Below are 24730 nucleotides of genomic sequence, written 5' to 3' on the forward strand. Positions count from 1 at the left end.
CCTGGTTCGAACTTGCTGATCGAATCTCCGCCGTGAGTTTCGTGTCTTCCGTGGTTCCAAAGCTCTTGTTGTTTCAGGTTTTTGGCAAGGTGACGCCGCGCTGCCCCATGTATTTGCCGGCGCGGTCGGCGTAGCTGGTCTCGCACTCCTCGTCGGACTCCAGGAACAGGAACTGGGCGATGCCTTCGTTGGCGTAGACCTTGGCCGGCAGAGGGGTGGTGTTGGAGAACTCCAGGGTGACATGGCCTTCCCACTCCGGCTCGAGCGGCGTGACGTTGACGATGATGCCGCAGCGCGCATAGGTCGACTTGCCCAGGCAGATGGTGAGCACGTTGCGCGGAATTCGAAAGTATTCCACGGTGCGCGCCAGGGCAAAGGAGTTTGGCGGGATGATGCAGACATCGCCGGTGAAATCGACAAAGCTCTTTTCGTCGAAGTTCTTGGGGTCGACGATGGCGGTGTTGATGTTGGTGAAGATCTTGAATTCGTCGGCGCAGCGCCCGTCGTAGCCGTAGCTGGAGGTGCCGTGAGAGACCCGCTTGCGTCCGTCACCGGTTTGCCGGACCTGGCTGGGCTCGAACGGCTCGATCATGCCGTGTTCGGCGGCCATGCGGCGAATCCAGCGGTCGGACTTGATGGTCATGAGATACCTGGACAGGTTGGCAAATGCGAAGGCCCGATTCTAGCTTATCGGTCAGTCACGCAGCGGAGGCTGCTGGATCAGGCTGACGCTGGTCGTGAACAGCTCGTTGCCGCGCAGCACTTCCAGCTCCATTTCGCGGCCGGGCTCGGAATTGGCGATTAGCTGCATCACCTCGCGCGCGCTGTTGACGGCCAGGCCAGCAGCGCTGACCAGGATATCGCCGGGTTTGAGGCCGGCTTCCCAGGCCGGACTGCCGCTGTGAACCCGGGTGATGCGCGCGCCGCTCTGGACCGATGCATCGGTCAGGCGAAGGGTGACGTCGGCCAGCTCGATACCGGCCCAGCCGCGCTTGACGCGGCCGTACTCGATGATCTGCTCGGTGACGCGTCGGACGACGTCTGCGGGTATGGCAAAGGAAATCCCCTGGGCACCGGTGGACTGGCCCAGCGATGCGCTGTTGATGCCGACCACCTCGCCTGCCGGGTTGATCAGCGCGCCGCCGGAATTACCGGCATTGATGGCCGCGTCGGTCTGGATGAAGTCCTCGAAGCTGGCCAGACTGAGGTCGCCGCGGCCGGTGGCGCTGACGATGCCCATGGTGACGGTATGGCTCAGTCCAAAGGCATTGCCGATCGCCAGCACGACATCGCCGGCCCGCACGCTGTCCGATTCGGCCAGGCTGGCGACGGGCAGATTGTCAAGATCAATGCGCAACACGGCCAGGTCGGTGCCCGGATCGCGACCGACCACGGTGGCCTCGGCGACGCGTCCGTCCCACAGCGCAACCAGTATGTCGTCGACGCGCGAGATCACGTGGAGGGTGGTCAGAATCAGCCCATCGCTGGAGATGATGACGCCTGATCCCAGCCCGCGCCGGGGGCGCGTGATCATCCGTCCCCCGTAGATCGCGTTGAACAGCGGATCGGAAAAGTCGCCACCGAGCGGCTCGCTGACCAGCGTGCGGGTGTAGATGCTGACCACTGCCGGTGCGGTACGGTTGACTGCATCGGCATAGGATTGTGTTGACGGTGATGCGGCGCCCTGGTTGAACGCCGGCAGCAGCTGCGGTCGGAACCACACGATGATGAACGCGATGGCCAGACCCAGCACCACGAACTGGACAGCAAATTGAATGATACGGGTCATGCGGGTCTCGACGGGCCTGTAGTAGGATAGCGCGGCCATTGCATTATAACGGTCGCGATCAGTCCGAAACCGGTCGTCTGAAACACCCGAAGCGGCGGGGAATTGAGTATTTGATTAATTTTTCGCTAAAATAAGGGGCTGATCAGCGTCAGGATTCCATCAGAGTCAGCCGGCCCGGGGTGCGCGCGTGCGCTTGCGCGCGATCAGCCAGACTTGAATGTGAATCGGAATCGCCAAGTTGCCGGTCATCGGCGGCCATTATCAATGAATCGGAGACTTGCATGTCGGATACTGAAACTCTTGCTTCCCTGCAGCCGCCGGAGAATCCGGGTCGACGTCGCCTGCTGACCTGGACGACCGGAGTGGTCGGTGCCGCCGGGGCCGGTCTGGCGGCGTGGCCGTTCGTCGCCTCCTGGAAGCCGAGCGCCAAGGCGCGCCTTATCGGAGCGCCGGTCGAGGTGTTCATCGGCAATCTCGAACCCGGGCAGATCCTGCGCGTTCAGTGGCGCGGCCAGACGATCGGCCTGATGCGGCGCACCGAGCGCATGCTCGAGGACCTTCAGGTGCTCAATGAGCGGCTTGCCGACCCGAATTCGGAGGTCAGTTCGCAGCAGCCCGGTTACGCCCAGAACATCCACCGCTCGCTGCGTCCGGAGATTCTGGTGGCCAATATCCACTGCACGCATCTGGGCTGCGTGCCACAGGTCCTGCCCGAGGTCGAAGCGCAGCCCTTCGACGCTGACTGGCGTGGCGGCTTTTTCTGCCCCTGTCACCGTTCCAAGTTCGATCTGGCCGGCCGCGTCTACCGCGGCGTGCCGGCGCAGCTCAATCTGCTCATTCCGCCCTACAGTTTCATTGACGATGACCATGTCATCATCGGTGTCGATCCCCAAGGAGCCGCATGACCATGGCCAAGCCTGCCAGTGCCTTGAGCAAGAACGTCCGGGCCATCGGTGCCTGGGTCGACGAGCGACTGCCGGTCAGTTCGTTCTGGAAGCAGCATCTGAGCGAATACTACGCGCCGAAAAACTTCAACCTGTGGTATTTCTTCGGTTCCCTGGCCGTTCTGGTGCTGGTCAACCAGCTGGTCACCGGCATCTTCCTGACCATGTTCTACACGCCCGAGGCGGATCTGGCCTTTGCCTCGGTCGAGTACATCATGCGCGACGTCGAATGGGGCTGGCTGATCCGCTACATGCATTCAACCGGCGCATCGGCGTTCTTCATTGTTGTCTATCTGCACATGTTCCGGGCGCTGCTTTACGGTTCCTACCGCAAGCCGCGCGAGCTGATCTGGGTGCTGGGCGTATTCATTTATCTGGTATTGATGGCCGAGGCCTTCATGGGCTATGTGCTGCCCTGGGGCCAGATGTCCTACTGGGGTGCCCAGGTCATCATCTCGCTGTTCGGCGCGATTCCGGTGGTCGGCGACGGTCTGGTCGAGTGGATACGCGGCGACTACATGATCTCCGACGCGACGCTGACGCGCTTTTTCGCGCTGCACGTGGTCGCTTTGCCGCTGGCGCTGCTGATGCTGGTCGTGCTGCACCTGGCCGCGCTGCACGAGGTCGGGTCGAACAATCCCGACGGTATCGAAATCAAGCAGAAGAAGGATGCAGCGGGTCGCCCGCTCGACGGCGTGCCGTTTCATCCCTATTACACCGTCAAGGATCTGTTCGGCGTCGGGGTGTTCCTGATTCTGTTCGCTTTCGTGCTGTTCTACGCGCCGGAGATGGGCGGGTTGTTTCTGGAGCCCGACAACTTCGTGCCGGCTGACCCGCTGGTAACCCCTGAGCATATCGTGCCGGTCTGGTACTTCACGCCTTACTACGCCATGCTGCGTGCGGTCCCTGACAAGCTGTTCGGCGTGATCGTGATGGGTGCGGCGGTTTTCGTGCTGTTCTTCCTGCCGTGGCTGGATCGCTCGCGAGTCAGGTCAATTCGCTACAAGGGCTGGCCGAGCAAGATCATGCTGGCGCTGTTTGTGGTCGGGTTCATTCGTCTCGGCATGCTGGCCCTGGGCGAAGGCACACCGGCACAGACGCTGGAATCGCGACTGTGGACCGTCTACTACTTCGCGTTTTTCTTCACGATGCCGTGGGTCACGAAGCATGAAAAGACCAAGCCGGTACCGGAACGGGTGACCAAGTGATGAAACTACGGACGATCATTCTCGCTGCAGGCCTGTTTGTTTGCCTGGGTGCTCGAGCTGCCGGCGGTGGAGGCGAGCTCGAGCAAGCCAACATCAACCTGACCGACACGGCATCGCTGCAGCGTGGTGCGGCGCTGTTTATCAACTACTGCATGGGTTGTCACTCGGCTCAGTACCTTCGCTACAACCGACTGGCACAGGATCTGGACCTGACCGAAGAACAAGTCGAGTCCCACCTTCTGTTCGGTGACCGGGAAATCAGCGATTACATGCTGACCGCGATGGATGCCGATCAGGCTGAGGAATGGTTTGGCATTACGCCGCCGGATCTGACGCTGACGGCACGCTCGCGCGGCCCCGACTGGGTCTACACCTTCCTCAAGAGCTTCTACCTGACCGAGGACGGCTGGAACAACACGGTGCTGCCCAACGCGGCCATGCCGCACGTGCTGTGGGAACTGCAGGGCGTGCAGCGTGCCGTGACCGAAACCCATACCGATGAAGAGGGTGTCGAGCATGTCGAAATGGTCGGTCTGGAACTCGACGAGCCGGGGCAGCTTTCTCCGGAGGACTACGAGGGCGTGGCTCGCGACCTGGTCGCATTCATGGAATACGCCGCCGAGCCCGCCCGACTCAAGCGCGAGTCGCTTGGCATCTGGGTGCTGCTGTTCCTGGCCGTGTTCACGTTCCTGGCCTGGCTGCTCTACCACGAGTACTGGAAGGACGTGAAGTGATGCCCCTGACTCCGATTCGAATCCGCCCAACAGTGTCGCCGGGAGATGTCACCCTATGATGGCCCTTTACTCCTCGGAGAACTGTCTTGACTGTCACCGCGTGCGCTTCGTGCTTGCCGAGAAGGGCATCAACGTCGAAATCATCCACGTCGAGCAGGACCGTGCCGCCAGTGCCGATCTGGCCGAGCTCAATCCCTATGGCGAGACGCCGACCCTGGTCGACAAGGACCTCAAGCTCTACGGCACCTGGGTCGTGACCGAGTATCTCGACGAACGCTACCCGCATCCGCCGCTGATGCCGGTCGATCCCCTGTCGCGGGCCTACCTGCGTCTGGCGATGTATCGCATCCAGCGCGACTGGGTCGAGTCGGCCAAGATCATCGAAACCTCGGGCGGTCAGAAAAAGATTGCCGCGGCACGCAAGACGTTGCGGGAAGGCATCATCGCCTCCGATGAGCTGTTCGGACTGAAGACCTATCTGCTCAGCGATGAGCTGTCGCTGGTTGACTGCGCGCTGGTGCCCTTGCTTTGGCGCCTGCCGGCTTATGATGTCGACATACCGGCCGGCAAGGCACCCAACGCCGTGCGCTACATGGAACGCATGTTTGCGCGTGACTCTTTCAAGCGCAGTCTGACCGAGGCCGAACGCATCCTGCGCGAGGGAGAGTAGCGCTCGTGCGCTCCTCGCGTCCGTACCTGCTGCGTGCCCTGCATGAGTGGATCGTCGACAGCGGATTGACGCCGCATCTGCTGGTCTCGGCCGAGCATCCCGGGGTCGAGGTCCCGCCGTCCAGCATCCACGATGGCCGGGTCGTCCTCAACGTCAGTCCGAGCGCGGTGCGTGACCTGCTCATGGACAACGAGTCAGTGTCTTTCGTTGCCCGCTTCGGGGGCATATCGCATGCCGTCTATGTTCCGGTTGAAGCGGTACAGGCGGTCTACGCGCGTGAAAATGGCCGCGGCATGATGTTTCCAGAAGACGAAGAGGGCGAAACAGGTGCGACCGGTTCGGACAAGGCCGGCGCCGACGACGGCAAGGACTTGCCTGACCGCAAGTCCCGGCCCAACCTGAAGGTCATCAAGTAACGGTTTCCGGCAACCGGAAAGCAACCGGCCGTTTCCGCGCATCGATCCGCAGACCCTGGGCCGGGTTTCAATCCGGCTCGATCAGCCGCGAGCCGTCGTCACGCTCTCCCCAGACCCGCATCAACCGCCGTCCCTGCAACGTCAGCTCGCCGGACCGCCTTCCGCCGCCGTCCGGGCTGAATTCAAAGCGATAGATCCGGCACCATTCCAGCCCTCGTGCAGCGCGGGTCGGCCGCAGTGGCCGCAGCGCGACCGTTTCGTCGAGCAGCTGCCAGTCGTTGCGCTCGCAGAACGCCCGGGCGGCAGCGCGGGCGCGTTCTCGAGCGGTGACGGCCGAGGCCCAGAACAGGCCAAGCAGCGCCAGCCCGAGCAGTCCGCCGATCGCGCCGTCCAGCCCGGTCATCGACGCGCCTGCAGCAGCACGTAGACCGCGCCGGTGCCGCCGTCGTGTGGCGGTGCCGACATGAACGCGGCCACTCTGCGGTCGCGTGCCAGCAGGCTGGCCGTCAGGCGCTTGAGCTGCGGCCCCGACGGGCCCGAGCGCAACCCCTTGCCGTGAATGATCTTGATACAGGACAGGCGTTCGCGCCAGGCCTGCTGCAGGAATTCACGAATGGTGTTGCGGGCCGCCTCGAGATTCATCTGGTGCAGGTCAATCTCGTCTTCAATGCGCCAGTGCCCTCGCCGCAGGCGCCCGAGCACGCGCCGCTGCACTCCGGGCTTGTGGTGGCTGATCTCCTCGCCCGTCTCTACGGCGGACCAGTCGACCGGCCCGGTCGAGAGTTCCTGCATCACGGCATCTTCGTCGCGTCGGCGCTGCCGGGCCTCGGCCTCGGGTGCTGCCGGCCGACTGCGGTCGCGCTGACTGCGCACACGGCGCACCGGGCCTACGGCGCTGCGAAACAGGTCATTGTCATCGTGATCACTCATGTCTGAATCCCGCGCCGGTGAATCTTCATTTATAGTTACCCTTTTGGCCGTTCGGTTCCAACACCATGCACATTCTCATTGCCAACGACGACGGGCTGCACGCGCGCGGCATCCGGCTGCTGGCCGAGCGGCTCGCGGATCACTGCGACCAGGTCACGGTGGTGGCCCCCGACCGGGACCGCTCCGGTGCCAGCAATTCACTGACGCTCGATCGCCCGATTCGCGTTGAACAGCAGGCCGAGAACGTCTACCGGGTCTATGGTACCCCGACCGATTGCGTCCACATTGCCATAACCGGCCTGCTTGGTGATGAGCCCGACATGGTGGTATCGGGCATCAACGCCGGTGCCAACCTGGGCGATGACGTGCTGTATTCGGGCACGGTCGCCGCCGCCATGGAAGGCCGCTTCCTCGGTCTGCCGGCCATGGCCGTGTCGCTGGTTTATGGCGAGACGGGTCCACACTACTACGAGACGGCCGCCGAGGCGGCCTGCATGCTGATGGCCCAGCTCAACGATGAGCCGCTCCCGGCCGATACCATCCTCAATGTCAACGTGCCGGATATACCGTGGCAGGAGGTGCGGGGCTTCGAGACCACGCGACTGGGCCACCGGCACCGCTCAGAAGACGTGATTCCACTTGAAGACCCGCGCGGCCGACGGTTCTTCTGGATTGGCCCGGCCGGCAGCGAGCAGGACAACGGTCCTGGCACTGATTTTCACGCGGTGCGCAAGCACTACGTGTCGGTGTCGCCGATTCACGTCGACCTGACCCGTTACCAGGCGCTGGACCAGGTCAGCCAGTGGATCGAGCAGCTCAACAGCGGCCGCTATCGTCGTCAGCGATGATGACCGACATGGCCAAGAGCGGTATCGGCATGACCTCGGAGGGCACACGCCAACGTCTGGTGCGAAGGCTGCGTGACAAGGGCATTTCGGATCAACGCGTGCTCGATGCGATCCGGGCCACGCCGCGTCACCTGTTTGTCGACGAAGCGTTGTCCTCGCGTGCCTATGAGGATACCGCGCTCCCAATCGGCCGGGGTCAGACCATATCGCAGCCGTTCGTCGTGGCGATGATGACCCAGGCTGCGCTGGCCGGTCGCGAGCAGCTCGACACGGTGCTGGAAGTCGGCACCGGCTCAGGCTATCAGGCGGCGATACTCGCGCGGGTCGCGCGCAAGGTGTTCACCACCGAGCGGATCGGGGAGCTGCAGCGCAGCGCCCGCCAGCGCTTTCACCGGCTCGGGCTGCACAATATCTACACCCGTCACGTCGACGGCATGGGCGGCTGGCCGGGCCAGGCGCCGTTCGACGCGATCGTCGTGACCGCGGGAGGACGGGTACCTGATGCCCTCTATGAGCAGCTGGTCGTCGGCGGCGTGCTGGTTGCGCCCGAGGAGGCCGGCGTTTGTCAGGATCTCATCAGCGTGACCCGCACCGGATCGGGCTACGAGCGTGAATCGCTCGGGGCGGTCAGCTTCGTGCCGCTGCGCGAGGGGCTGGAATGACGGCGCAGGCGATCTGAGCATGTTCCGGGGGCTTTACGATCGGGTGTTGGTGCTGTCGCGACATCCCCACGCCCGGCGTTACCTGGCCGCGCTGAGCCTGGCCGAAGCCACGGTCTTTCCGGTGCCCCCCGATGTCATGCTGGGTCCGATGGTGCTGGCCAATCGGTCGGCTGCCTGGCAGCTGGCGCTGCTGACGACCGTTGCATCGGTTGTCGGCGGTCTGATCGGCTATCTCATCGGTTGGCTGGCCATCGACGCCGTGGCGCCGCTGATCGAGCGAACCGGCTATGAGCAGGCCTATGAAGCAGCGGTCGAGGCGTTTCGCCAATACGGCGTGTGGTTCGTCATTGTCGCCGGCTTCACGCCAATCCCGTTCAAGATCATCACGATTGCCGGCGGCGCGCTGGTCATGCCGCTGTGGGGATTCGTGCTGGGCTCGGTGATCGGACGAGGCGCGCGCTTTTTCCTGGTTGCCGGCCTGGTCTGGCTGGGTGGTGAACGTGCTGCCGATCACCTGCGCGAGTGGGTGGATGCCATCGGCTGGGTGGTCGTTGCTGTTGTCGGGCTGGCGCTGTTGCTGTGGTGGCTGTGGTAGCGCTGCGCGCGGTCGCCATTGCAGCAGTCTGTATCGGCCTGCTGGGCGCGTGCGCGCCGTGGCAGCCGGCCGAGCGACCGGGTGAATCCCCGGCCCGGCCGCGCGTGATCGATCCGGCGCCACTGTTCCACGAGGTAGCGCGCGGCGATACGCTGTATTCGATCGCGTTTCGCTACGGGCTGGACTGGCGCCGGGTGGCGCGCTGGAACGGCATCGATGCGCCCTACATTATTCGTCCGGGTCAGGAACTGCGCCTGTCCGCACCGCCGCGGCGGGCTGTACCCGCTGCCGGGCCGGCCCCCGCTCCGGCTCCGGCTCCCGGCCGTCCGCAGGAAGTCGACGGCACCGTCGAAGCGCCGGCAACCCCGGCGCCTGCCGCAAGCAATCCGCCGCTGCCGGCCGACAGTCATCGCAGCGAGCGCCCGCGGTCGGTGGCCGGGCTGGCCTGGCAGTGGCCGACACGCGGGCGGGTCAGCCGGCCTTTTGATGCGGCCGCCACCCGCAAGGGCATCGGAATTGCGGGGACGGCCGGCCAGCCGGTTTGGGCGGCAGCCGATGGTCGAGTGGTCTACAGCGGAACCGCGCTGATCGGCTACGGCGAGCTGATCATCATCAAGCATTCCGACGAGTTGCTGTCGGCCTATGGCCACAACCGGCGTCGCCTGGTCAACGAGGGGGATCGCATCGAGCGGGGTCAGCAGATCGCGGAGATGGGCACCGACGACCGGCGCGAGGACGTGCTGCACTTTGAAATCCGCCGCAACGGCGAGCCGGTCAATCCGCTTGATTACCTGCCGAAAAGATGAGCGCGGCCAGGGCCCGGCGATTCTCGCTCATGAGTACGTTGAACGTGCGCGACGCTGCGTGCAGGGTCATGCACTCGATCCCGATGCCGTGACGAATGAACTGCAGCTGCAAGGCGTGCGGCAGAATCTGCTGGCGCTGCCCGATACCGATGATGACCAGTTCGGGCTGCAGCGCGATCAGCGGCTCGGCGGCGTTTTCATCAAGCTGTTCGAGTGCCGAGACCGGCCACTCTGGATCCAGATAGCGTGCGCCGACGACCAGGCTGCGGCGGTACCAGCGGTCGCCGATGCAGATTCCGCGATCCTCGATCCGGCCGATAAGGTAGTGATTGCCGGCGGTGTGCTCGGTCAGCTCCATGTTCAGCGGGGCAGTGCGATGCGCGGCTTTTCGGGATTGCGCCGATACAGGCAGACGATCTGGCCAATACGCTGCACAAGCTCGGCATGGGTCTGGTCGAGCAGCCGGTCGATCCAGCTGCGCCGTCGCTCGCGATCGGCGCGCAGCCTGACCTTGATCAGTTCATGGTGCGCCAGCGCCTGCTCAACTTCGTCCATGACGTTGTCGGTCAGGCCCTTGTCGGCTACGATCACCACGGGATCGAGGTCGTGACTGAGGCCGCGCAGATGTTTTTTCTGGGTGTTGGTCAGAGGCATGACAGGTGCTGCTCCGATTAAGGTGGCAATGGTAACTTGGATCGGGTTCCGGGTTCAGGATTCAGCGCGAACGTTTTTCGGAAACCGGAACCCGTAAACCGGAAACCGTTACCATCCCGAAGCAACGAACCAACGAATTATCGTGGATTGGAGAAAACGCCAACAGGCCGACCCTTACGTCAAGCGCGCGCGCGGCGGGGTATCGGGCGCGGGCGGCGTTCAAGCTGCTTGAGCTCGATGCCAGGGATCGGCTGTTTCGGCCGGGCCAGCGGGTTGTCGACCTGGGCGCGGCGCCCGGCAGCTGGAGTCAGGTGGCGCTGGAGAAAGTCGGCGCGAAAGGGCGCGTGATTGCGCTGGACATCCTGCCTATGGAACCGATCAAGGGCGTGACCTTCATCCAGGGCGATTTTCGGGAAGACGAGCCACTGGCGGCACTTGAAATGGCCCTGGAAGGGGATACTGTTGACCTTGTGCTGTCGGATATGGCGCCCAATATCTCCGGTATCGGGCCCGCCGACCAGGCACGCAGCATTTACCTGGCCGAGCTGGCGACTGCATTCGCCGGGCAATGGCTGGATCAAAGCGGTCATCTGGTGGTCAAAGCGTTTCAGGGTGAGGGTTTTGACGCGCTGCTGACCGAACTCCGCGGCTGCTACCGGACAGTGCGGGTGCGCAAGCCTCCGGCTTCGAGGCCGGAGAGCCGTGAGATTTACCTGGTCGCCGAGGGGCGGCGGAACCAGGCAGCAGCATTGACATCGTTGGCGTAAAATCCACCCGGCACCATGACCCGGTCAACGGAGCGAGCAACTTGAGTGATTTTGTGAAAAACCTGCTGATGTGGATCATCATTGCGATGGTTCTGATGAGTGTGTTCAACCACTACTCTCAAACCGACATGCAGCCGCGTGAGATGACCTATTCGGTATTTCTGGACGAGGTCAGGCGCGGCAACGTCGAACGGGTCGAGATCCAGGAAACCACGGGTGGCAAGACGATCACCGGCCAGACGCGCGGCGGCGACGAGTTTCGAGTGCTGGCGCCGCGCGACGACGGACTGATCAAGGACCTGCTCGACAACTCGGTGGAAATCGAGGCCAAGCCACCCGAGCAGCGGTCGATTGTCATCGATATTCTCATCAGTCTGCTGCCGGTGCTGGTCCTGGTCGGACTATGGGTCTACTTCATGCGTCAGATGCAGGGCGGGGCCGGTGGCCGGGGCGGCGCGATGAGCTTCGGCAAGTCGCGCGCCAAACTGCAGGGCGAGGACCAGGTCAAGGTGACCTTCAGCGATGTGGCGGGCTGTGAAGAGGCCAAGGACGAGGTGACCGAGCTGGTCGATTTCCTGCGCGATCCCGGAAAGTTCCAGCGGCTCGGCGGGCATATCCCCAAGGGCATTCTCATGGTGGGTCCGCCGGGTACCGGCAAGACGCTGCTTGCCCGCGCCATCGCCGGTGAGGCCAGGGTGCCCTTCTTCTCGATCTCCGGATCCGATTTTGTGGAAATGTTCGTCGGTGTCGGAGCATCGCGCGTGCGCGACATGTTCGAAACGGCGAAGAAGCACGCGCCCTGCATCATCTTCATCGACGAAATCGACGCAGTCGGACGGCACCGCGGTGCCGGTCTCGGCGGCGGTCATGACGAACGCGAGCAGACGCTCAACCAGCTGCTGGTCGAAATGGACGGTTTCGAGGGCAACGAGGGTATCATCCTGATCGCCGCGACCAACCGCCCAGACGTGCTCGATCCGGCGCTGCTGCGACCGGGGCGCTTCGACCGCCAGGTTGTGGTGCCCTTGCCCGACCTCAAGGGCCGCGAGCAGATTCTGAAGGTCCACATGCGCAAGGTGCCGCTTGACGACGATGTGGACGCGCGGGTGATCGCGCGCGGCACCCCGGGTTTTTCCGGTGCTGATCTGGCCAACCTGGTCAATGAGGCGGCGCTGTTTGCAGCCCGCCAGGACTCGCCCAAGGTTGGTCAACAGCACTTTGAGCTGGCCAAGGACAAGATCATGATGGGCGCCGAGCGTAAATCGATGGTCATGTCCGAGGACGACAAGCGCCTGACGGCCTACCACGAAGCCGGCCACGCGATCGTCGGTCGCCTGGTGCCGGATCATGATCCGGTCTACAAGGTCAGCATCATCCCGCGCGGCCGTGCGCTTGGCATCACGATGTTTCTGCCTGAACAGGACAAGTACTCGCTGACGCGGCGGCAGCTCGAGTCGCAGCTGGCCAGCCTGTTTGGCGGGCGCGCGGCCGAGGAGATCGTTTACGGAAAGGACAAGGTCACCACCGGTGCATCCAACGATATCGAGCGTGCCTCGCAGATTGCCCGCAACATGGTTGCCAAGTGGGGACTGTCCGAGAGCATGGGTCCGCTGGCCTACGATGAAAACGAGGACGAGGTGTTCCTCGGGCGTTCAGTCACCCAGCACAAGCACATCTCCGATGAGACCCACCGGCAGATGGACAAGGAGGTGCGACGCATCATCGATGCTGCCTATGGCAAGGCGATGGCGCTGCTGACCGATAATCGTACCCGGCTCGAGCTGATGGCTGAAGCACTGATGCGCTACGAGACCATCGACTCCCACCAGATCGACCAGATCATGGATGGGCGCGAGCCGGATCCTCCCCAGGGCTGGAACGATGACGAACAGCCGCCTGCCGCACCGGCCGGCGAAGACGACTCCGATGAGGCGCCGTCAGGTCAGCCGGCAACCGGCTGAGCGACACCGGCCATGCCGGCGGTTGTCACCCAAGGACTGAGCCAGCGTATCCGCGCGGCTGCTGATGGCGCTCGTCCACTGGTCATGGGCGTGGTCAATGTCACGCCCGATTCGTTTTCGGACGGTGGGCAGTTCCTGGCGCCCGAGCGAGCGGTCGAGCATGCGCTCAGACTGGCCGCCGAGGGCGCGGACATTCTCGATATCGGCGGAGAGTCCACGCGCCCGGGCGCCGAGCCGGTCAATGAAGCCGCCGAGCTTGAGCGCGTACTGCCAGTGATCGAGGGTGTCGTAAACCGCACCGGAGTGCCGGTTTCCATCGACACCGTCAAGCCGGGCGTCATGCGTCGCGCCGTCGCCGCTGGCGCGGCAATGATCAACGATGTCAATGGCCTGCGTGCGCCAGGGGCAATCGATGCGGTGGCCGAACTGAACGTACCGGTGTGCATCATGCACATGCTCGGCGAGCCGCGCACCATGCAGGGCAATCCGGTCTACGCTTCGGTTGTCGACGATATCCGGGCATTCCTGCACGAGCGTGTGGAGGCCTGCCGCGCGGCCGGTATCGACCCGTCACGTATTGTGATCGACCCCGGTTTCGGGTTCGGCAAGACGCTTGAACACAATCTCGAGTTACTGGCCCGGTTCGACGAGATCGTGTCGCTGGGCATCCCGGTGCTGGCCGGCCTGTCGCGCAAGTCGATGCTCGGCGCGATCACGGGCCGGGAAAAACCGGCTGATCGGGTGGTTGCATCGGTCATCGCCCACGTGCTGGCAGTACAGAAGGGCGCGTCGATCGTGCGCGTTCACGATGTGGCCGAAACCGTGGACGGTCTCCGGATGCTGGAGGCGCTCGATCGTCAGCGGAAAGAGTCAGGGGCGGCTTGAGCGATCCGGCCGAGTGCGGGTGCCGGGCGGCGGCGTTTTCCGTGACACCGCCTGTTTGTGTCGTCACAGGTGCTTTCAATCTACAATGGCCGGGTCACTGTTCGCTGCGCGTTTGACTGGCAGCGGTTGTCCGATTCACGCCGGGAAGAGAGCCTGAAGCAATGAAGTACTTTGGAACAGACGGCATTCGCGGGCGCGTTGGCGAGCCGCCGATCACCGCCGATGTGGTGCTCAAGCTGGGATGGGCGGCCGGCCGCGTGCTGGCCGAAACTTTCGGTGAAGACGCAAGCGTGGTGATCGGCAAGGACACGCGTATTTCGGGCTACCTGCTTGAGTCGGCGCTGGAGGCGGGTTTCTCGGCGGCCGGAGTGAATATCCTGTTGCTGGGTCCGATGCCTACGCCGGCCATTGCGCATCTGACCCGCAGCATGCATGCTGCGGCCGGTATCGTGATCTCGGCTTCTCACAACCCGTTCGGGGATAACGGAATCAAGTTCTTCTCGCGCGAGGGCCAGAAGCTCGATGATGCGCTGCAGGCCGCCATCGAGGCAAAGATGGACGATGCGATTGTCCAGGTTGCCCCGGAGCATCTGGGCAAGGCCAGGCGAATTGATGATGCCGTCGGCCGCTACGTCGAGTACTGCAAGGGCACGGTGACCTGGGGCACCCGGCTGGACAACCTCAAGCTCGTGGTTGATTGTGCCAATGGGGCGACTTACCGCATCGCGCCGGAAGTGTTCAGGGAGCTGGGGGCGGAGGTCGTCAGCATCTTCGACCGGCCGGACGGGCTTAACATCAACCGTGAATGCGGCTCGACCCACCCCGGCAACCTGGCGCGCATGGTGACTGCCGAGCGGGCTGATCTCGGCGTGGCGTTTGACGGTGACGGTGACCGGGTAGTGATGGTTGACCACCGCGGCGAGCTGGTTGACGGTGATCAGATTCTCTATGTGCTGGCCGAGACACGGTGCACCAATGGCGGGCTGCGGGGGGGAGTTGTCGGCACCGTCATGAGCAATCTCGGACTGGAACAGGCTTTGAACGAACGGGGTATCGAGTTCGTGCGCAGCCCTGTCGGCGATCGGCATGTGCACAGGGCGCTGTCCGAGCGTGGCTGGCTGCTTGGCGGCGAGTCTTCCGGACATATCCTGTGCCTGGATCGAGCCAGCACCGGCTGCGGCATCGTCAGCGCGCTGCAGGTGCTTGAGGCGGTCGCCCGCAGCGGCCGCCCGCTGGCCAGCCTGACCGAAGGTATGACAAAGTGCCCGCAAGTGATGATCAACGTACCGGTCGACGGACGGACCTGCATTGACCTGGATGACAACCCCGCGGTCGCCGCGGCAGTCAGCGAGATCGAAGCCGAGCTGGACGGACACGGTCGCGTCATTCTTCGCCCATCGGGCACCGAACCGGTGGTCCGGGTCACGGTTGAGGGCGCGGATGCCGCGCAGGTGCGGCAATTGGCCGAGCAGCTGGCCGGCCGGGTCAAATCGGCACTGGCGCTGCACTGATCTTCAACCCGGCTTGCGTCGTCCGGCCGCCTGAAGTCAGGTAGCCAGACCGGTTCCGGCGCGGAAGATATCAGCTGGAATCAGGCACGTCGTGGTCAGCCACGCACACCGCATTGCGGCCGGACCTCTTGGCCTGGAAAAGCGCGGTATCGGCGGCGTTGAGCAATTCGGTCGCGGCGTTGGCGCTGTCAAAGGTGTCGGTCCCTGCCACGCCGGCCGAAACGGTTACGTGTTGGCAGACTTTTGAGGCCCCATGCGCAATGGCGCTCGCCACGACGGCGTTGATCATCTGTCCGGCCACGATTCGGGCGCCAGCCGTTTCGGTATTGGGAAGCACCGCGACGAATTCCTCGCCGCCATAGCGCGCGACAAAGTCGGTCGCCCGCGCCAGGCATCCGGCGATCACCTCGACCACCTGACGCAGGCAGTCGTCGCCTTTGAGATGGCCATGAACGTCGTTGTATTCCTTGAAGTGATCGATATCAATGACGATCAGGGAGAGGGGCTCGCTGTGCCGCCGGGCCCGGCCCCATTCGCGCTGGAGGGTCTCTTCGAGGTAGCGCCGGTTGGCAATACCGGTCAAACCGTCCATTCGGGCCTGCGAATGCAGCTTTCGGTTCGCTTCTTCAAGCGCTTCGGTTCGCTGGTGCACCACCCTGGCCAGCTCACTTTCCCGCCGGTGTGCGGCCCGCATCCGAATACCCCAGAGCAGGGACGCAAAGAGTGTGGCTGCTGCGGCGACAGAAAACGGAAACCAGATGGTCTGGTGGAATGGTGCAGCAGCGCGCAGTTGTATGCTGGCACCCTGTTCGTTCCAGAGCCCGTCATTGTTGGCGGCGATGACCTGGAAGACGTGTTCACCGCCCGGAATCGCGGTGAAATAGGCGACGCGCCGATTGCCGGCATCGGTCCATGGGGCGGCTTTGCCCAGGCGATACCGGAAACGGACCCGCTCGGGCACCGCAAGGCTCAGGCCGGTGTAGTGGATCTCGATGTTGCGCGCATCGGCTGGCAGAACGGGTAATTCGTCGGGCGGCATGGAATGGCCGTCAATGACCACCCGTTCGATCACGACCGGTGGCTTGACCGGATTGCGATTGATTTCCTCGGGATGAAAGCGGACGATTCCGTTGATGGTCGGAACCCAGATGTGGCCGTCGGTGCCGCGCATCCCGGCCGGCTGACCGCCGCCGCTGGTCTCGGCGCTGAGCATGCCGTCACGGGTATCCATGGACACAACGTCAAGGTGCTGCCGGCGACCTTCGGCGACGGCGTGCAGCTGTTCGACGACCAGGCCGTGAATGCCGCGGTTGCCGGTCAGCCAGAAGTGACCGCTGTCATCGGCGATGATGCGGGAGACGACAGAGTCCCCGAATCCGTGTTCCGGTCCGAACCGGAACAGCTTCCGGCCGTCGAAACGAAACAGACCACGGCCATAGGAACCGATCCAGATATGTCCGTCACCATCGGGATAAACCGCCCGCACATGCCCGACCCGGCCGCCAAACCGTTGCCGGAATCCGTGTTCTGGCAGCCCGTGGAAAACGCCCTGTATGGTCCCGATCCAAAGCAGCCCGTGTTCGTCCTCGGTAATGAACTGAACATGCCAGTCGGCGGTGTCGTCAACAGCGACAAACTGTCCCTGCAGCTGATCGTAGCGCAACAATCCCCTGTCGCCGCCGGCCCAGATGGTGTCGTCGGACTGCTGGTACAGCGCCAGCACGGTTTGATGCTCTCTGGGCAGCGCGACGGGCTTGAACTGCCCGCCATCGAGGCGGAAGATGCCCCCACCGTGGGTGCCAACGAGCAGCTGGCCCGAACGGGTTGCCAGCAGGCTGTACACACACTGGTTGGCCAGGCCATCCCGGTGATCGTAGATGCGCTGCAGCCGTTGCTCATCAAAGTGACCCAGTCCCTCGCAGTTGAATCCCAGCCACAAACCGTCATCGCCTGGATCCGCGATGATGCTGGTCACTGCCCGCGTGCTCATGCCCCACTGGCGGTCACCGAAGGCAACGACCTTGCCCCGACGCAGCTGGCCGAGACCGTCGCCGTTCGTGCCGTACCAGAGGTTTCTCTCCCGATCCTCGTAGAGCGAGGTAAAGCGGTCGCCCAGCAGTCCATGCTCCGCTCCGAACGTCTCCCGGGTGCTGCCGGTGATGCGTACCAGACCTTCGCCCACCACTCCGGCCCAGATTGCCCTGTCCTGGTCTACCATCACGCTGCGTACCGAACTGTCGGCGTGGCGGGAGACCGGGATTGCCCGCGGCCGGTTGCTGGAATCGATATGGAGCAATCCCCGTTCTCCGGCGGCGTAAATGCCACCGGCGCCATCGGGTTCGAGTGCATAAATCATGTCCCGGGCAATGAAATGCTCGATACGGGTCAGCCCGTCATCGGGATCGCCCTGCCTGGCCACAACCAGCCCCCTCACGGTGCCGATAAACAGGCGTCCATCTGGTAGATGACTCAAGGTCCATACCGCCTCTGCAGGGAGCCCGTCTTCTGCACGCCAACTGCTTACGCGGCCAGAGTCATCGATGTGGTAGAGGCCGTCGAGGGCGCCTACCCAGAGTCCGTCGTCGCTGGCGGTTGCCGCGGCCACTCTGCTGGTGATGCCGTGGGTCTCGATCGGCACCCGCTTGATGATGCGTCCGTCCGACCAGCTCAGGCCGCCGAATTCACCACTGATCCAGAAGCCGTCGCTGCCGTGACCGACGATGCGCAGCCGGCGGCCTGGAAGGTGCGTGTCCGGCATGCGCTCGAACCGGGTACCGTCAAAGCGCACCAGCCCGTCGAAGGTGGCCAGCCACAGATAGCCTTGCGGACCCTGAACCATGCCGTTGATCGAATTCTGCGGCAGGCCATCCTGGCTGTTCCAGCTTGAATGAATGAAATGTCGAAGCAAGCGCTCGGGGCCCTGCGTCCAGGCCGGCAAAGCGGACAACAGCAGCATGCCGGCAAGAATCAGGCGCCTGATATCGGCCATGATCGGCAGACGGTGCTTGCTGCGGGGCAGGGGCGTCACTGTCATGGCCGGCAGGGTTGTCTCGTTTCTTCCGTTTTCGATGGTGCCGTCCGGGCGCCCGTGTCAGATCCGCGCAATTCGGGCGCGTCCGCGGGCGTGGTCCCGAACGGTCTCGGCGAAGGCGCGGCGCTGCGATTCGGGCAGGCTTATGATCAGGATGGCGCCGTCGGCATCGTAGGTCTCGTCTATTTTCCTGGCGCCGTGGACTGTCATCGCCTGGTGTGTCGCGTCGACGCAGTCGAACGGCAGCGTCAGGCGCAGCCTAACATGGCGAACGAGCGTTCGGCTGTCGGCTGCGCGAAGCACTTCAGCGGCGGTGCCGCCATAGGCCCGCGCCAGACCGCCGGCGCCGAGCTTGATGCCGCCAAAATGGCGCGTCACCACGACAACAACACGGTCCATGTCCTGGCCATCGATGGCCTGCAGGATCGGCCGGCCGGCGGTACCACCAGGCTCGCCGTCGTCGTCGAAGCGATAGCGCTGGCCGACCTTCCAGGCCCAGCAGTTATGGCTGGCCGAGACATCGCTGGCCTGGTTGATGAAGGTCCGGGCGTCGGTTTCGTCGAGGCAGGGTGCGGCCCGGGCGATGAAGCGGCTGCGCTTGATGATTGCCTCATGACGAACGGGACCGGCCAGCGTGCGGCTCATTCAAACTTGCCTGGCTGAGGATCGCCGGTAATCTCCGCCGAGATCTCGAATCGGTGCATCAGCAGATTGACGGGCTGGCCGGCCGAGAACTGATCGGGTCGGGTCAGTGGGTGTCCGTCGGGATCGCGCACGACCGCGTAGCCTCGCTGCAGAACCGCCAGTGGACCGACGCCGTGCAGGGTCCGTGTTGTCGCATCGAGGCGCTGCAGATCCCGTTCAAGCCGGATTCGCATGGTCTGCTGCAGCCGCTGCCGGGCCTGGCCAACCCGGTCCTCCAGGTGGTCGATGCGACGAGCCGGTTGCGTGGTTTCAAGACGCGAACGGGTTGCCGTCAGGCGCTGGGCGGCTTGCTGCAGAACCCTGCGCATGGCGTCGCGGCCGCGGCGCAGTGATGTCTCGAAGCGCTCGTCGAGCTGAGCCAGACGCCGCTTCGGATGATGGGCCGACAGCCGTTGCTGAAGGTGGTCGAGCTGCTGCATGGCTTGTCTGAGCTGGTGCCGGGCCGCATTGGCCAGGCGCTGGTCGGTGCGATGCAGTTGCTCGCGCAAGCCCGGGCCGTCGGGCGTGGCTGCCACCGCTGCGCCGGTTGGGGTCGGTGCGCGCAGATCGGCAACGAAATCGGCAATGCTGAAGTCGGTTTCGTGGCCGATACCGGTGACCACCGGTGTATCCAGGTCGTGCAGGGTGCGCGCCAGGGCCTCGTCGTTGAACGCCCACAGGTCTTCGAGAGAGCCTCCACCACGCGCCAGGATGATGACTTCGCCAAAGGCGTGCCGGTCGGCGGCCCTGACGGCGCGAACCAGTTCGGCCGGGGCCTGCTCGCCCTGAACGGCACTGGGGTAGATGCGGACCTGCGCGTGCGGCCAGCGTCGTGCCAGCGTCTGCAGGATATCGCGGATGGCCGCGCCGGACGGCGAGGTCACCACGCTGATGCGGCGCGGCCAGCGCGGCAGCGCCCGCTTGGCTGCTTCATCGAACAGACCTTCGGCGGCCAGTTTCTGCTTGAGCGCCTCGAATGCCAGAGCCAGGGCACCTGCTCCGGCCTCGAGCACCGTATCGGCGATCAGCTGATAGTCGCCGCGCGGTTCATACAGGCTCAGGCGGCCGCGAACCAGAATTTCGCTGCCGTTGCCCGGTTGAAACGCCAGGCCGGATGCCTGGCTTCGAAACAGGGCGCAGCGCAGCTGCGCGCGGGCATCCTTGAGCGTGAAATAGAGATGTCCTGAAGCCGGTCGGGCGAGATTCGAGACCTCGCCGCGTACCCACAGCCGCGAGAAGCCGGCCTCCAGGTGCAGGCGGACTTCCCGATTCAGTTCTGCAGGGCGATAGACGTGGGTTTCGGGTCCGGGCGGGGCAGTCTGCATAGGGCGCCATTATACGGCGCCGTACCTTCCGGTTCGCCATCTCCCCCTTCCCCGATTGTGCTGTCGAGCGGCTGCAGAAGCGAGACGAAGCGTTGCGTGCAGCTGTGCCAGGAGAAGCCTGCGGCAAACTCGATGCAGCTGGACTCATCCACAGACAGCGCACGAAACACCGCTTCGCGCAGATCGTCGTCGAGGGCGCCGTTGCCGCCGTCAGTGATCAGATCCTGCGGCCCCGGCACCGGATAGGCCGCGACCGGCACGCCACAGGCCATGGCTTCGAGAATGACCAGTCCGAGCGTGTCGGTGCGGCTGGGAAAAACGAATACGTCGGCCGAGCGCACGTGACTTACCAGCTCCTCGCCGTGCAGATAACCGAGAAAATGCGCGTCCGGGTACTGGCGCCTGAGGCGTTCCAGGGCCGGGCCGCCGCCGATGACGACCTTGCTGCCGGGCAGATCCAGCGCCAGAAAGTGCTCGATGTTCTTTTCCGGTGCGACGCGTCCCATGTACAGGCTGATCGGTCTTGGCAGGTCGAACTGATCGCGCGGGCCTGGGCAGAACAGACTGGTGTCCACGCCGCCCGGCCAGACGGCCAGATTGTCGAAGCCCCGCTCACGCAGCAGTCGTTTCTGGGTGGGCGTGCGCACCATGGTGCGAATGGCGCCAGCGTGGAACCAGCGCAGCAGCGCGTAGGTCCACGGCAGTGGTATCGGCAGGCGCATGCGCAGGTATTCCGGAAAGCGGGTGTGATAGGAGGTCGTGAACGGCAGCCCGCGTCTTCGGCACCAGCGCCTGGTGGCCAGGCCCAGGGGGCCTTCAGTGGCGATGTGGATGGCGTCGAATGGGCCATGGCGGAAGACCGCGCGCACCAGCTTCATCGGACGCAGCGTTAGTCGAATTTCGGGATACCCGGGACACGGCAGCGTCCGCCCGCCCGGAGATAATACGCTGACGTCGTGGCCCATTGATTGCAGCGTGTCGCGGGTCTTTTCCAGTGTTCGCACTACGCCATTGATCTGGGGCGACCAGGCGTCGGTGACCAGCAGAATCTTCATGCCGCCTGCTCCGTGAGTGGCGGCAGCGTGTCGGTATGGCGCGCAGGCAGCCGCTTGATGACCGCCTGCATGTCGCTGGAGCGGACCAGCTCGATGGTGCCGTCGTGATGCTCGATCAGCGCGGTACAGCTTTCGACCCAGTCGCCGCAGTTAAGATAGATGGCATCGTTGTTCATCGTGATCTGGGGGCGGTGAATGTGGCCGCAGATCAAGCCGTCAACGTGGTTGGCCCTGGCTTCCCGGCTGACTGCCTCCTCGAAGTTGGAAATAAACTTGACCGCGTTCTTGACGCGGTGCTTGAGATAGGCGGCCAGGGACCAGTGATCGCGCCCCATCCTGGCCCGGACCCAGTTGACCAGTCGGTTGAGCTTGAGCAGTCCGTCGTACAGTTTGGAGCCGATCAGGCCCAGAAAGCGCGAGTTGAGCACGGCGGCATCGAATTGGTCGCCGTGGAGAATCAGGAATCGTCGGCCATCGGCCGTTTCGTGAATGACTTCGTTGATGATCTCGATATTGCCAATGGTCATGCCGTCGTATTGACGCATGACCTCGTCGTGGTTGCCGGGCACGAAAACGACGCGTGTGTCATGCTTGGCCTTGCCGAGAATCGAGCGAATGACGTTGCTGTGGCTTTGCGGCCAGTAGCGCTTTTTCTTGAGGTACCAGAAATCGACGATATCGCCGACCAGGTACAGCGTTTCGCAGCGCATCTGGCGAATGAAGTCGAGCAGGTAGTCGGCGCTGCAGCCCGGAAATCCGAGGTGGACATCGGAGATCCAGATCGTTCGTACACTGCGCTTGAAGGCGAACGGGGTGCGGTCGGTCATGCCAGGCATCCTCGAGTGGACTGGTCACACCGTAAGTCGCCGCGGTTGCAGCGCAGTTGCGGATACTTGACGACTCGATGACAGGCATGGAGACTGTCAGCCCGCCTTTTTTAAGGGAATCTGTGTGATGCATTGGACGTCTCGCGTGCTGTTTCTGGTCGGTCTTCTGGCGCCGCTGCCGCTGCTGGCCGAGGTCCAGGGTATTGTCAATGCCCGTATCCTCACGCTCGATCCCGAGCAACCGCAGGCCACTGCCATGGCCTGGGACGGGCAAGGCCGGATCGTTTATCTGGGTGATGCCGAAGGCCTCAAGGCCGGTGATCCGGACATACTGCTGCACGATGTTGGAGGACGCCGCGTGCTGCCCGGGCTGATCGACGCGCATGGGCACGTGATGGGTTTGGGTCTGGCGCGCCTGCAGGCCGATCTCACCCCGGCCGAAAGCGTGGACGCGGTCATTGCCATTTTGCGCGAGCACGCTGCCGCATTGTCCGGCGACGACTGGCTGACCGGCCGCGGTTGGGACCAGACCCGCTGGTCGAACGGTGCATTCCCGACCGCGTCCGATCTGGATGCCGCCTTTCCTGATCGACCGGTCTGGCTGGTGCGTGTTGACGGCCATGCCGGCTGGGCCAACTCGGCGGCGCTGTCGCAGGCAGCCCGCGATCTTTCAGGCGATTGGCAGCCCCAGGGTGGAGCCATTCATCGGGATGACAGCGATCAGCCCAGCGGAATCCTGATCGATACGGCCATGCGCTTTATTGAGGACGAGGTTCCGGCGCCGGGGCGCGCAACGCGCGAGCGCGCGCTGGCGCTGGCGTTCGGGGAGATGGTGCGCCACGGGCTGACCGGCGTGCACGACATGGGCGCCAGCCTTGATGATTACCGGCTCTACCGCCGTCTGGATGAGCGTGGTGAACTGCCTGTCCGCATTACTGCTTTCGCTGACGGTGATGCGGCGCTGCTGGATTGGCTGTGCGCCAACGGCATTCACGCAGGTGACCGGCTTACGGTTCGCTCGGTCAAGCTCTATGCCGACGGGGCGCTGGGCAGCCGGGGTGCCGCACTGCTTGCCGATTACGACGATGACCCGGGCAACAGCGGGCTGTTGTTTCATGCCAATGATGAGCTGCTGGCGCTGGTCGAGCGCGCCATGACCTGCGGCCTGCAGCTTGGCATTCATGCCATTGGCGATGCGGCCAATCGCCAGGTCCTCAACGCCATCGGGCGGGCTCGGGCACGGCACGAAGACAACCCGGGCCGACACCGCATCGAACACGCGCAGATCATCCACCTCGACGACATTCCGCGCCTGGCAGAGCATGCCATCATCGCCAGCATGCAGCCGATCCACGCCACTTCGGACATGCGCTGGGCCGGCGAGCGCCTGGGCGAAGCGCGGCTCGAGGGCGCGTATGCCTGGGCGACCCTGCTCGAGCACGGCACCCGCCTGGCGCTGGGCTCGGACTTTCCGGTCGAGCCGGTCAACCCCTGGCTGGGCATCCACGCCGCGGTCACGCGCCAGCGCGACGGCCTGCCGCCGGGTGGCTGGCGGCCGCAGGAGGCGCTGACGCTCGATCAGGCACTGCGCGGATTCACCCTCGACGCAGCCTGGGCCGGCTTTGCCGAAGCCGAGGTGGGCAGCCTGAAAGTGGGCAAGCAAGCCGACTTCATCGTCGTTGATCGCGACCCGATTGGTCTCGATCCCGACGAGCTGGCCGGAGTCCAGGTCGAACAGACCGTGGTGGGCGGTCAGACGGTCTATGAGGCCCATTGATCGAACCCGCTCGGCTGGTCGAGGCGAGCGTACACCGCCCTGCCATCCATAATGGCGCGGCGATCAGGGTGACGACCCACCGCACTTGACGGTGAAGTTCCAGTCGGTACCGCTGGTGCCCTCACAGTTGGGGTAGACATCGATGATGAGGGTCTGCGCGTTGACGGGCAGGCTGATCTGCTCGCTGACATTGCCTCCTGTTCCCACACAGCCGCTGTCGAAGGCGAGCTGGCCGTCGATGAAGGCGCGCACTCGATCCTTGATGCCATAGGTCTGGTAGACGAGTTCGACTGATGGTTCACCGCGGATGGGTATTTCCACCCGGACCGGGTTGTCGTGTCCGCTCTTGGCCTGGTCGTTGCACTGACCGGGCTGGACGTCGTCGGGCGGCGGTGGATCGGGATCATCGCCGACCGGCACAGCGCCACCACCGTCGGGGCCGGTGCCGCCTCCGGCAACGCAGCCTCCGGCATCCGCGTCCCAGCTTGCATCGGTGTCCGGACAAGTGCATACGACCCGGTTGTTGAAATAGTCCATCTGGGCCACGGTGCCGGGGCGGTGAGAGCAATCGGTATCGGCGATATCGCGCTCGGGCGCGGTGGCGCATCGCTGCAGCTCGTCCGACCATTCCGTACCAATCGGGCAGGTGCA

Annotated in this window: 25 protein-coding genes; 14 read left to right on the plus strand and 11 right to left on the minus strand. The window is 64.1% G+C overall.

What is annotated here, in order from left to right; genetic code table 11:
• Positions 1 to 73: 73 nt before the first annotated feature.
• Positions 74 to 643, minus strand: coding sequence for a dCTP deaminase (locus tag HND55_06385; GenBank protein QKK02310.1), 570 nt, complete (start codon positions 641 to 643; stop codon positions 74 to 76).
• Positions 644 to 694: 51 nt separating this feature from the next.
• Positions 695 to 1789: a PDZ domain-containing protein gene (locus HND55_06390; GenBank protein ID QKK02311.1), complete on the minus strand. Its 1095-nt coding sequence runs from the start codon at positions 1787 to 1789 to the stop codon at positions 695 to 697.
• A gap of 281 nt (positions 1790 to 2070) precedes the next feature.
• Here HND55_06390 and petA point away from each other — a divergent pair, with 281 nt between their 5' ends.
• Genes petA through HND55_06415 form a run of 5 tightly spaced genes read left to right on the plus strand, consistent with a single transcriptional unit; the run spans position 2071 to position 5761 of the window.
• The gene (gene petA, locus HND55_06395; protein ID QKK02312.1) at positions 2071 to 2694 is read left to right on the plus strand and encodes a ubiquinol-cytochrome c reductase iron-sulfur subunit; all 624 of its coding nucleotides are present in this window, start codon (positions 2071 to 2073) and stop codon (positions 2692 to 2694) included.
• A 2-nt stretch (positions 2695 to 2696) separates the two neighbouring features.
• Complete coding sequence (locus HND55_06400; protein ID QKK02313.1) at positions 2697 to 3941, plus strand: cytochrome bc complex cytochrome b subunit; 1245 nt, start codon at positions 2697 to 2699, stop codon at positions 3939 to 3941.
• On the plus strand, positions 3941 to 4675 hold the full coding sequence (locus HND55_06405; GenBank protein ID QKK02314.1) for a cytochrome c1: 735 nt from the start codon (positions 3941 to 3943) through the stop codon (positions 4673 to 4675). Before HND55_06400 ends, HND55_06405 begins: the two co-directional genes overlap by 1 nt.
• Before the next feature lie 58 nt (positions 4676 to 4733).
• Positions 4734 to 5345 carry a stringent starvation protein A gene (locus tag HND55_06410; GenBank protein QKK04021.1) on the plus strand — a complete coding sequence of 204 codons (612 nt, stop codon included), beginning with the start codon at positions 4734 to 4736 and terminating at the stop codon, positions 5343 to 5345.
• A gap of 5 nt (positions 5346 to 5350) precedes the next feature.
• Positions 5351 to 5761 carry a ClpXP protease specificity-enhancing factor gene (locus HND55_06415; GenBank protein ID QKK02315.1) on the plus strand — a complete coding sequence of 137 codons (411 nt, stop codon included), beginning with the start codon at positions 5351 to 5353 and terminating at the stop codon, positions 5759 to 5761.
• 67 nt (positions 5762 to 5828) lie between these two features.
• On the opposite strand, the gene HND55_06420 is transcribed toward HND55_06415, so the two are convergent.
• Together HND55_06420 and HND55_06425 are read right to left on the minus strand one after the other, a co-directional pair.
• Complete coding sequence (locus HND55_06420; protein ID QKK02316.1) at positions 5829 to 6164, minus strand: DUF3301 domain-containing protein; 336 nt, start codon at positions 6162 to 6164, stop codon at positions 5829 to 5831.
• On the minus strand, positions 6161 to 6691 hold the full coding sequence (locus tag HND55_06425; GenBank protein QKK02317.1) for a DNA mismatch repair protein MutS: 531 nt from the start codon (positions 6689 to 6691) through the stop codon (positions 6161 to 6163). Before HND55_06425 ends, HND55_06420 begins: the two co-directional genes overlap by 4 nt.
• 65 nt (positions 6692 to 6756) lie before the next feature.
• Between HND55_06425 and surE the strand changes: the two genes are divergently transcribed.
• From surE to HND55_06445, 4 genes are read left to right on the plus strand one after another with little or no spacing between them, the layout of a single operon-like run.
• Complete coding sequence (gene surE / locus HND55_06430; protein QKK02318.1) at positions 6757 to 7539, plus strand: 5'/3'-nucleotidase SurE; 783 nt, start codon at positions 6757 to 6759, stop codon at positions 7537 to 7539.
• Entirely contained in the window at positions 7536 to 8201 is a 666-nt protein-coding gene (locus tag HND55_06435; GenBank protein ID QKK02319.1) for a protein-L-isoaspartate(D-aspartate) O-methyltransferase, read from the plus strand. The genes surE and HND55_06435 overlap by 4 nt, the downstream gene beginning before the upstream one ends.
• A 13-nt stretch (positions 8202 to 8214) precedes the next feature.
• Entirely contained in the window at positions 8215 to 8796 is a 582-nt protein-coding gene (locus HND55_06440; GenBank protein QKK04022.1) for a DedA family protein, read from the plus strand.
• Positions 8781 to 9602: a peptidoglycan DD-metalloendopeptidase family protein gene (locus HND55_06445; GenBank protein QKK02320.1), complete on the plus strand. Its 822-nt coding sequence runs from the start codon at positions 8781 to 8783 to the stop codon at positions 9600 to 9602. Before HND55_06440 ends, HND55_06445 begins: the two co-directional genes overlap by 16 nt.
• Here HND55_06445 and HND55_06450 read toward each other — a convergent pair.
• Positions 9571 to 9960: a hypothetical protein gene (locus HND55_06450; protein ID QKK02321.1), complete on the minus strand. Its 390-nt coding sequence runs from the start codon at positions 9958 to 9960 to the stop codon at positions 9571 to 9573. The genes HND55_06445 and HND55_06450 overlap by 32 nt on opposite strands.
• Positions 9961 to 9962: 2 nt before the next feature.
• Positions 9963 to 10256 (minus strand): ribosome assembly RNA-binding protein YhbY, encoded by a 294-nt coding sequence (yhbY, locus tag HND55_06455; GenBank protein ID QKK02322.1) that lies wholly within the window; start codon positions 10254 to 10256, stop codon positions 9963 to 9965.
• A 113-nt stretch (positions 10257 to 10369) separates the two neighbouring features.
• Between yhbY and HND55_06460 the strand changes: the two genes are divergently transcribed.
• From HND55_06460 to glmM, 4 genes are all read left to right on the plus strand, one after another.
• Positions 10370 to 11023: a 23S rRNA methyltransferase gene (locus HND55_06460; protein ID QKK04023.1), complete on the plus strand. Its 654-nt coding sequence runs from the start codon at positions 10370 to 10372 to the stop codon at positions 11021 to 11023.
• Positions 11024 to 11064: 41 nt separating this feature from the next.
• Positions 11065 to 12984 (plus strand): ATP-dependent zinc metalloprotease FtsH, encoded by a 1920-nt coding sequence (gene hflB, locus HND55_06465; protein QKK02323.1) that lies wholly within the window; start codon positions 11065 to 11067, stop codon positions 12982 to 12984.
• A gap of 12 nt (positions 12985 to 12996) precedes the next feature.
• Positions 12997 to 13869, plus strand: coding sequence for a dihydropteroate synthase (folP, locus tag HND55_06470; protein QKK02324.1), 873 nt, complete (start codon positions 12997 to 12999; stop codon positions 13867 to 13869).
• Between the two features lie 161 nt (positions 13870 to 14030).
• Positions 14031 to 15380 carry a phosphoglucosamine mutase gene (glmM, locus tag HND55_06475; protein QKK02325.1) on the plus strand — a complete coding sequence of 450 codons (1350 nt, stop codon included), beginning with the start codon at positions 14031 to 14033 and terminating at the stop codon, positions 15378 to 15380.
• Between the two features lie 70 nt (positions 15381 to 15450).
• Here the strand turns inward: glmM and HND55_06480 are convergent, their stop codons facing one another.
• From HND55_06480 to HND55_06500, 5 genes are read right to left on the minus strand one after another with little or no spacing between them, the layout of a single operon-like run.
• Entirely contained in the window at positions 15451 to 18414 is a 2964-nt protein-coding gene (locus HND55_06480; GenBank protein QKK02326.1) for a diguanylate cyclase, read from the minus strand.
• A 57-nt stretch (positions 18415 to 18471) separates the two neighbouring features.
• Entirely contained in the window at positions 18472 to 19056 is a 585-nt protein-coding gene (locus tag HND55_06485; GenBank protein ID QKK02327.1) for a YigZ family protein, read from the minus strand.
• Complete coding sequence (locus HND55_06490) at positions 19053 to 20420, minus strand: exodeoxyribonuclease VII large subunit (protein ID QKK02328.1); 1368 nt, start codon at positions 20418 to 20420, stop codon at positions 19053 to 19055. Before HND55_06490 ends, HND55_06485 begins: the two co-directional genes overlap by 4 nt.
• The gene (locus HND55_06495; GenBank protein ID QKK02329.1) at positions 20366 to 21475 is read right to left on the minus strand and encodes a glycosyltransferase family 1 protein; all 1110 of its coding nucleotides are present in this window, start codon (positions 21473 to 21475) and stop codon (positions 20366 to 20368) included. Before HND55_06495 ends, HND55_06490 begins: the two co-directional genes overlap by 55 nt.
• Positions 21472 to 22302: a UDP-2,3-diacylglucosamine diphosphatase gene (locus tag HND55_06500; protein QKK02330.1), complete on the minus strand. Its 831-nt coding sequence runs from the start codon at positions 22300 to 22302 to the stop codon at positions 21472 to 21474. Before HND55_06500 ends, HND55_06495 begins: the two co-directional genes overlap by 4 nt.
• 127 nt (positions 22303 to 22429) lie before the next feature.
• On the opposite strand from HND55_06500, the gene HND55_06505 reads away from it, so the two are divergent.
• A complete protein-coding gene (locus tag HND55_06505; protein QKK02331.1) occupies positions 22430 to 24079 on the plus strand; it encodes an amidohydrolase in 1650 nt (549 codons plus the stop codon).
• The last annotated feature ends 651 nt before the right edge of the window (positions 24080 to 24730 follow it).

The sequence above is a fragment of the Pseudomonadota bacterium genome (assembly GCA_013285445.1).
Classification (GTDB): domain Bacteria; phylum Pseudomonadota; class Gammaproteobacteria; order Xanthomonadales; family Wenzhouxiangellaceae; genus Wenzhouxiangella.

Excerpts from the sequence above, each read along its gene's own strand:
- yhbY (QKK02322.1), bottom strand. The coding sequence starts at position 10,256 with ATGCCTCTGACCAACACCCAGAAAAAACATCTGCGCGGCCTCAGTCAC.
- HND55_06505 (QKK02331.1), top strand. The coding sequence starts at position 22,430 with ATGCATTGGACGTCTCGCGTGCTGTTTCTGGTCGGTCTTCTGGCGCCG.
- folP (QKK02324.1), top strand. The coding sequence starts at position 12,997 with ATGCCGGCGGTTGTCACCCAAGGACTGAGCCAGCGTATCCGCGCGGCT.
- HND55_06480 (QKK02326.1), bottom strand. The coding sequence starts at position 18,414 with ATGACAGTGACGCCCCTGCCCCGCAGCAAGCACCGTCTGCCGATCATG.
- HND55_06390 (QKK02311.1), bottom strand. The coding sequence starts at position 1,789 with ATGACCCGTATCATTCAATTTGCTGTCCAGTTCGTGGTGCTGGGTCTG.
- HND55_06435 (QKK02319.1), top strand. The coding sequence starts at position 7,536 with ATGATGACCGACATGGCCAAGAGCGGTATCGGCATGACCTCGGAGGGC.
- HND55_06485 (QKK02327.1), bottom strand. The coding sequence starts at position 19,056 with ATGAGCCGCACGCTGGCCGGTCCCGTTCGTCATGAGGCAATCATCAAG.
- HND55_06450 (QKK02321.1), bottom strand. The coding sequence starts at position 9,960 with ATGGAGCTGACCGAGCACACCGCCGGCAATCACTACCTTATCGGCCGG.
- glmM (QKK02325.1), top strand. The coding sequence starts at position 14,031 with ATGAAGTACTTTGGAACAGACGGCATTCGCGGGCGCGTTGGCGAGCCG.
- HND55_06385 (QKK02310.1), bottom strand. The coding sequence starts at position 643 with ATGACCATCAAGTCCGACCGCTGGATTCGCCGCATGGCCGCCGAACAC.
- HND55_06410 (QKK04021.1), top strand. The coding sequence starts at position 4,734 with ATGGCCCTTTACTCCTCGGAGAACTGTCTTGACTGTCACCGCGTGCGC.
- HND55_06405 (QKK02314.1), top strand. The coding sequence starts at position 3,941 with ATGAAACTACGGACGATCATTCTCGCTGCAGGCCTGTTTGTTTGCCTG.
- HND55_06400 (QKK02313.1), top strand. The coding sequence starts at position 2,697 with ATGGCCAAGCCTGCCAGTGCCTTGAGCAAGAACGTCCGGGCCATCGGT.
- HND55_06500 (QKK02330.1), bottom strand. The coding sequence starts at position 22,302 with ATGACCGACCGCACCCCGTTCGCCTTCAAGCGCAGTGTACGAACGATC.
- HND55_06490 (QKK02328.1), bottom strand. The coding sequence starts at position 20,420 with ATGCAGACTGCCCCGCCCGGACCCGAAACCCACGTCTATCGCCCTGCA.
- surE (QKK02318.1), top strand. The coding sequence starts at position 6,757 with ATGCACATTCTCATTGCCAACGACGACGGGCTGCACGCGCGCGGCATC.
- HND55_06420 (QKK02316.1), bottom strand. The coding sequence starts at position 6,164 with ATGACCGGGCTGGACGGCGCGATCGGCGGACTGCTCGGGCTGGCGCTG.
- HND55_06495 (QKK02329.1), bottom strand. The coding sequence starts at position 21,475 with ATGAAGATTCTGCTGGTCACCGACGCCTGGTCGCCCCAGATCAATGGC.
- petA (QKK02312.1), top strand. The coding sequence starts at position 2,071 with ATGTCGGATACTGAAACTCTTGCTTCCCTGCAGCCGCCGGAGAATCCG.
- HND55_06425 (QKK02317.1), bottom strand. The coding sequence starts at position 6,691 with ATGAGTGATCACGATGACAATGACCTGTTTCGCAGCGCCGTAGGCCCG.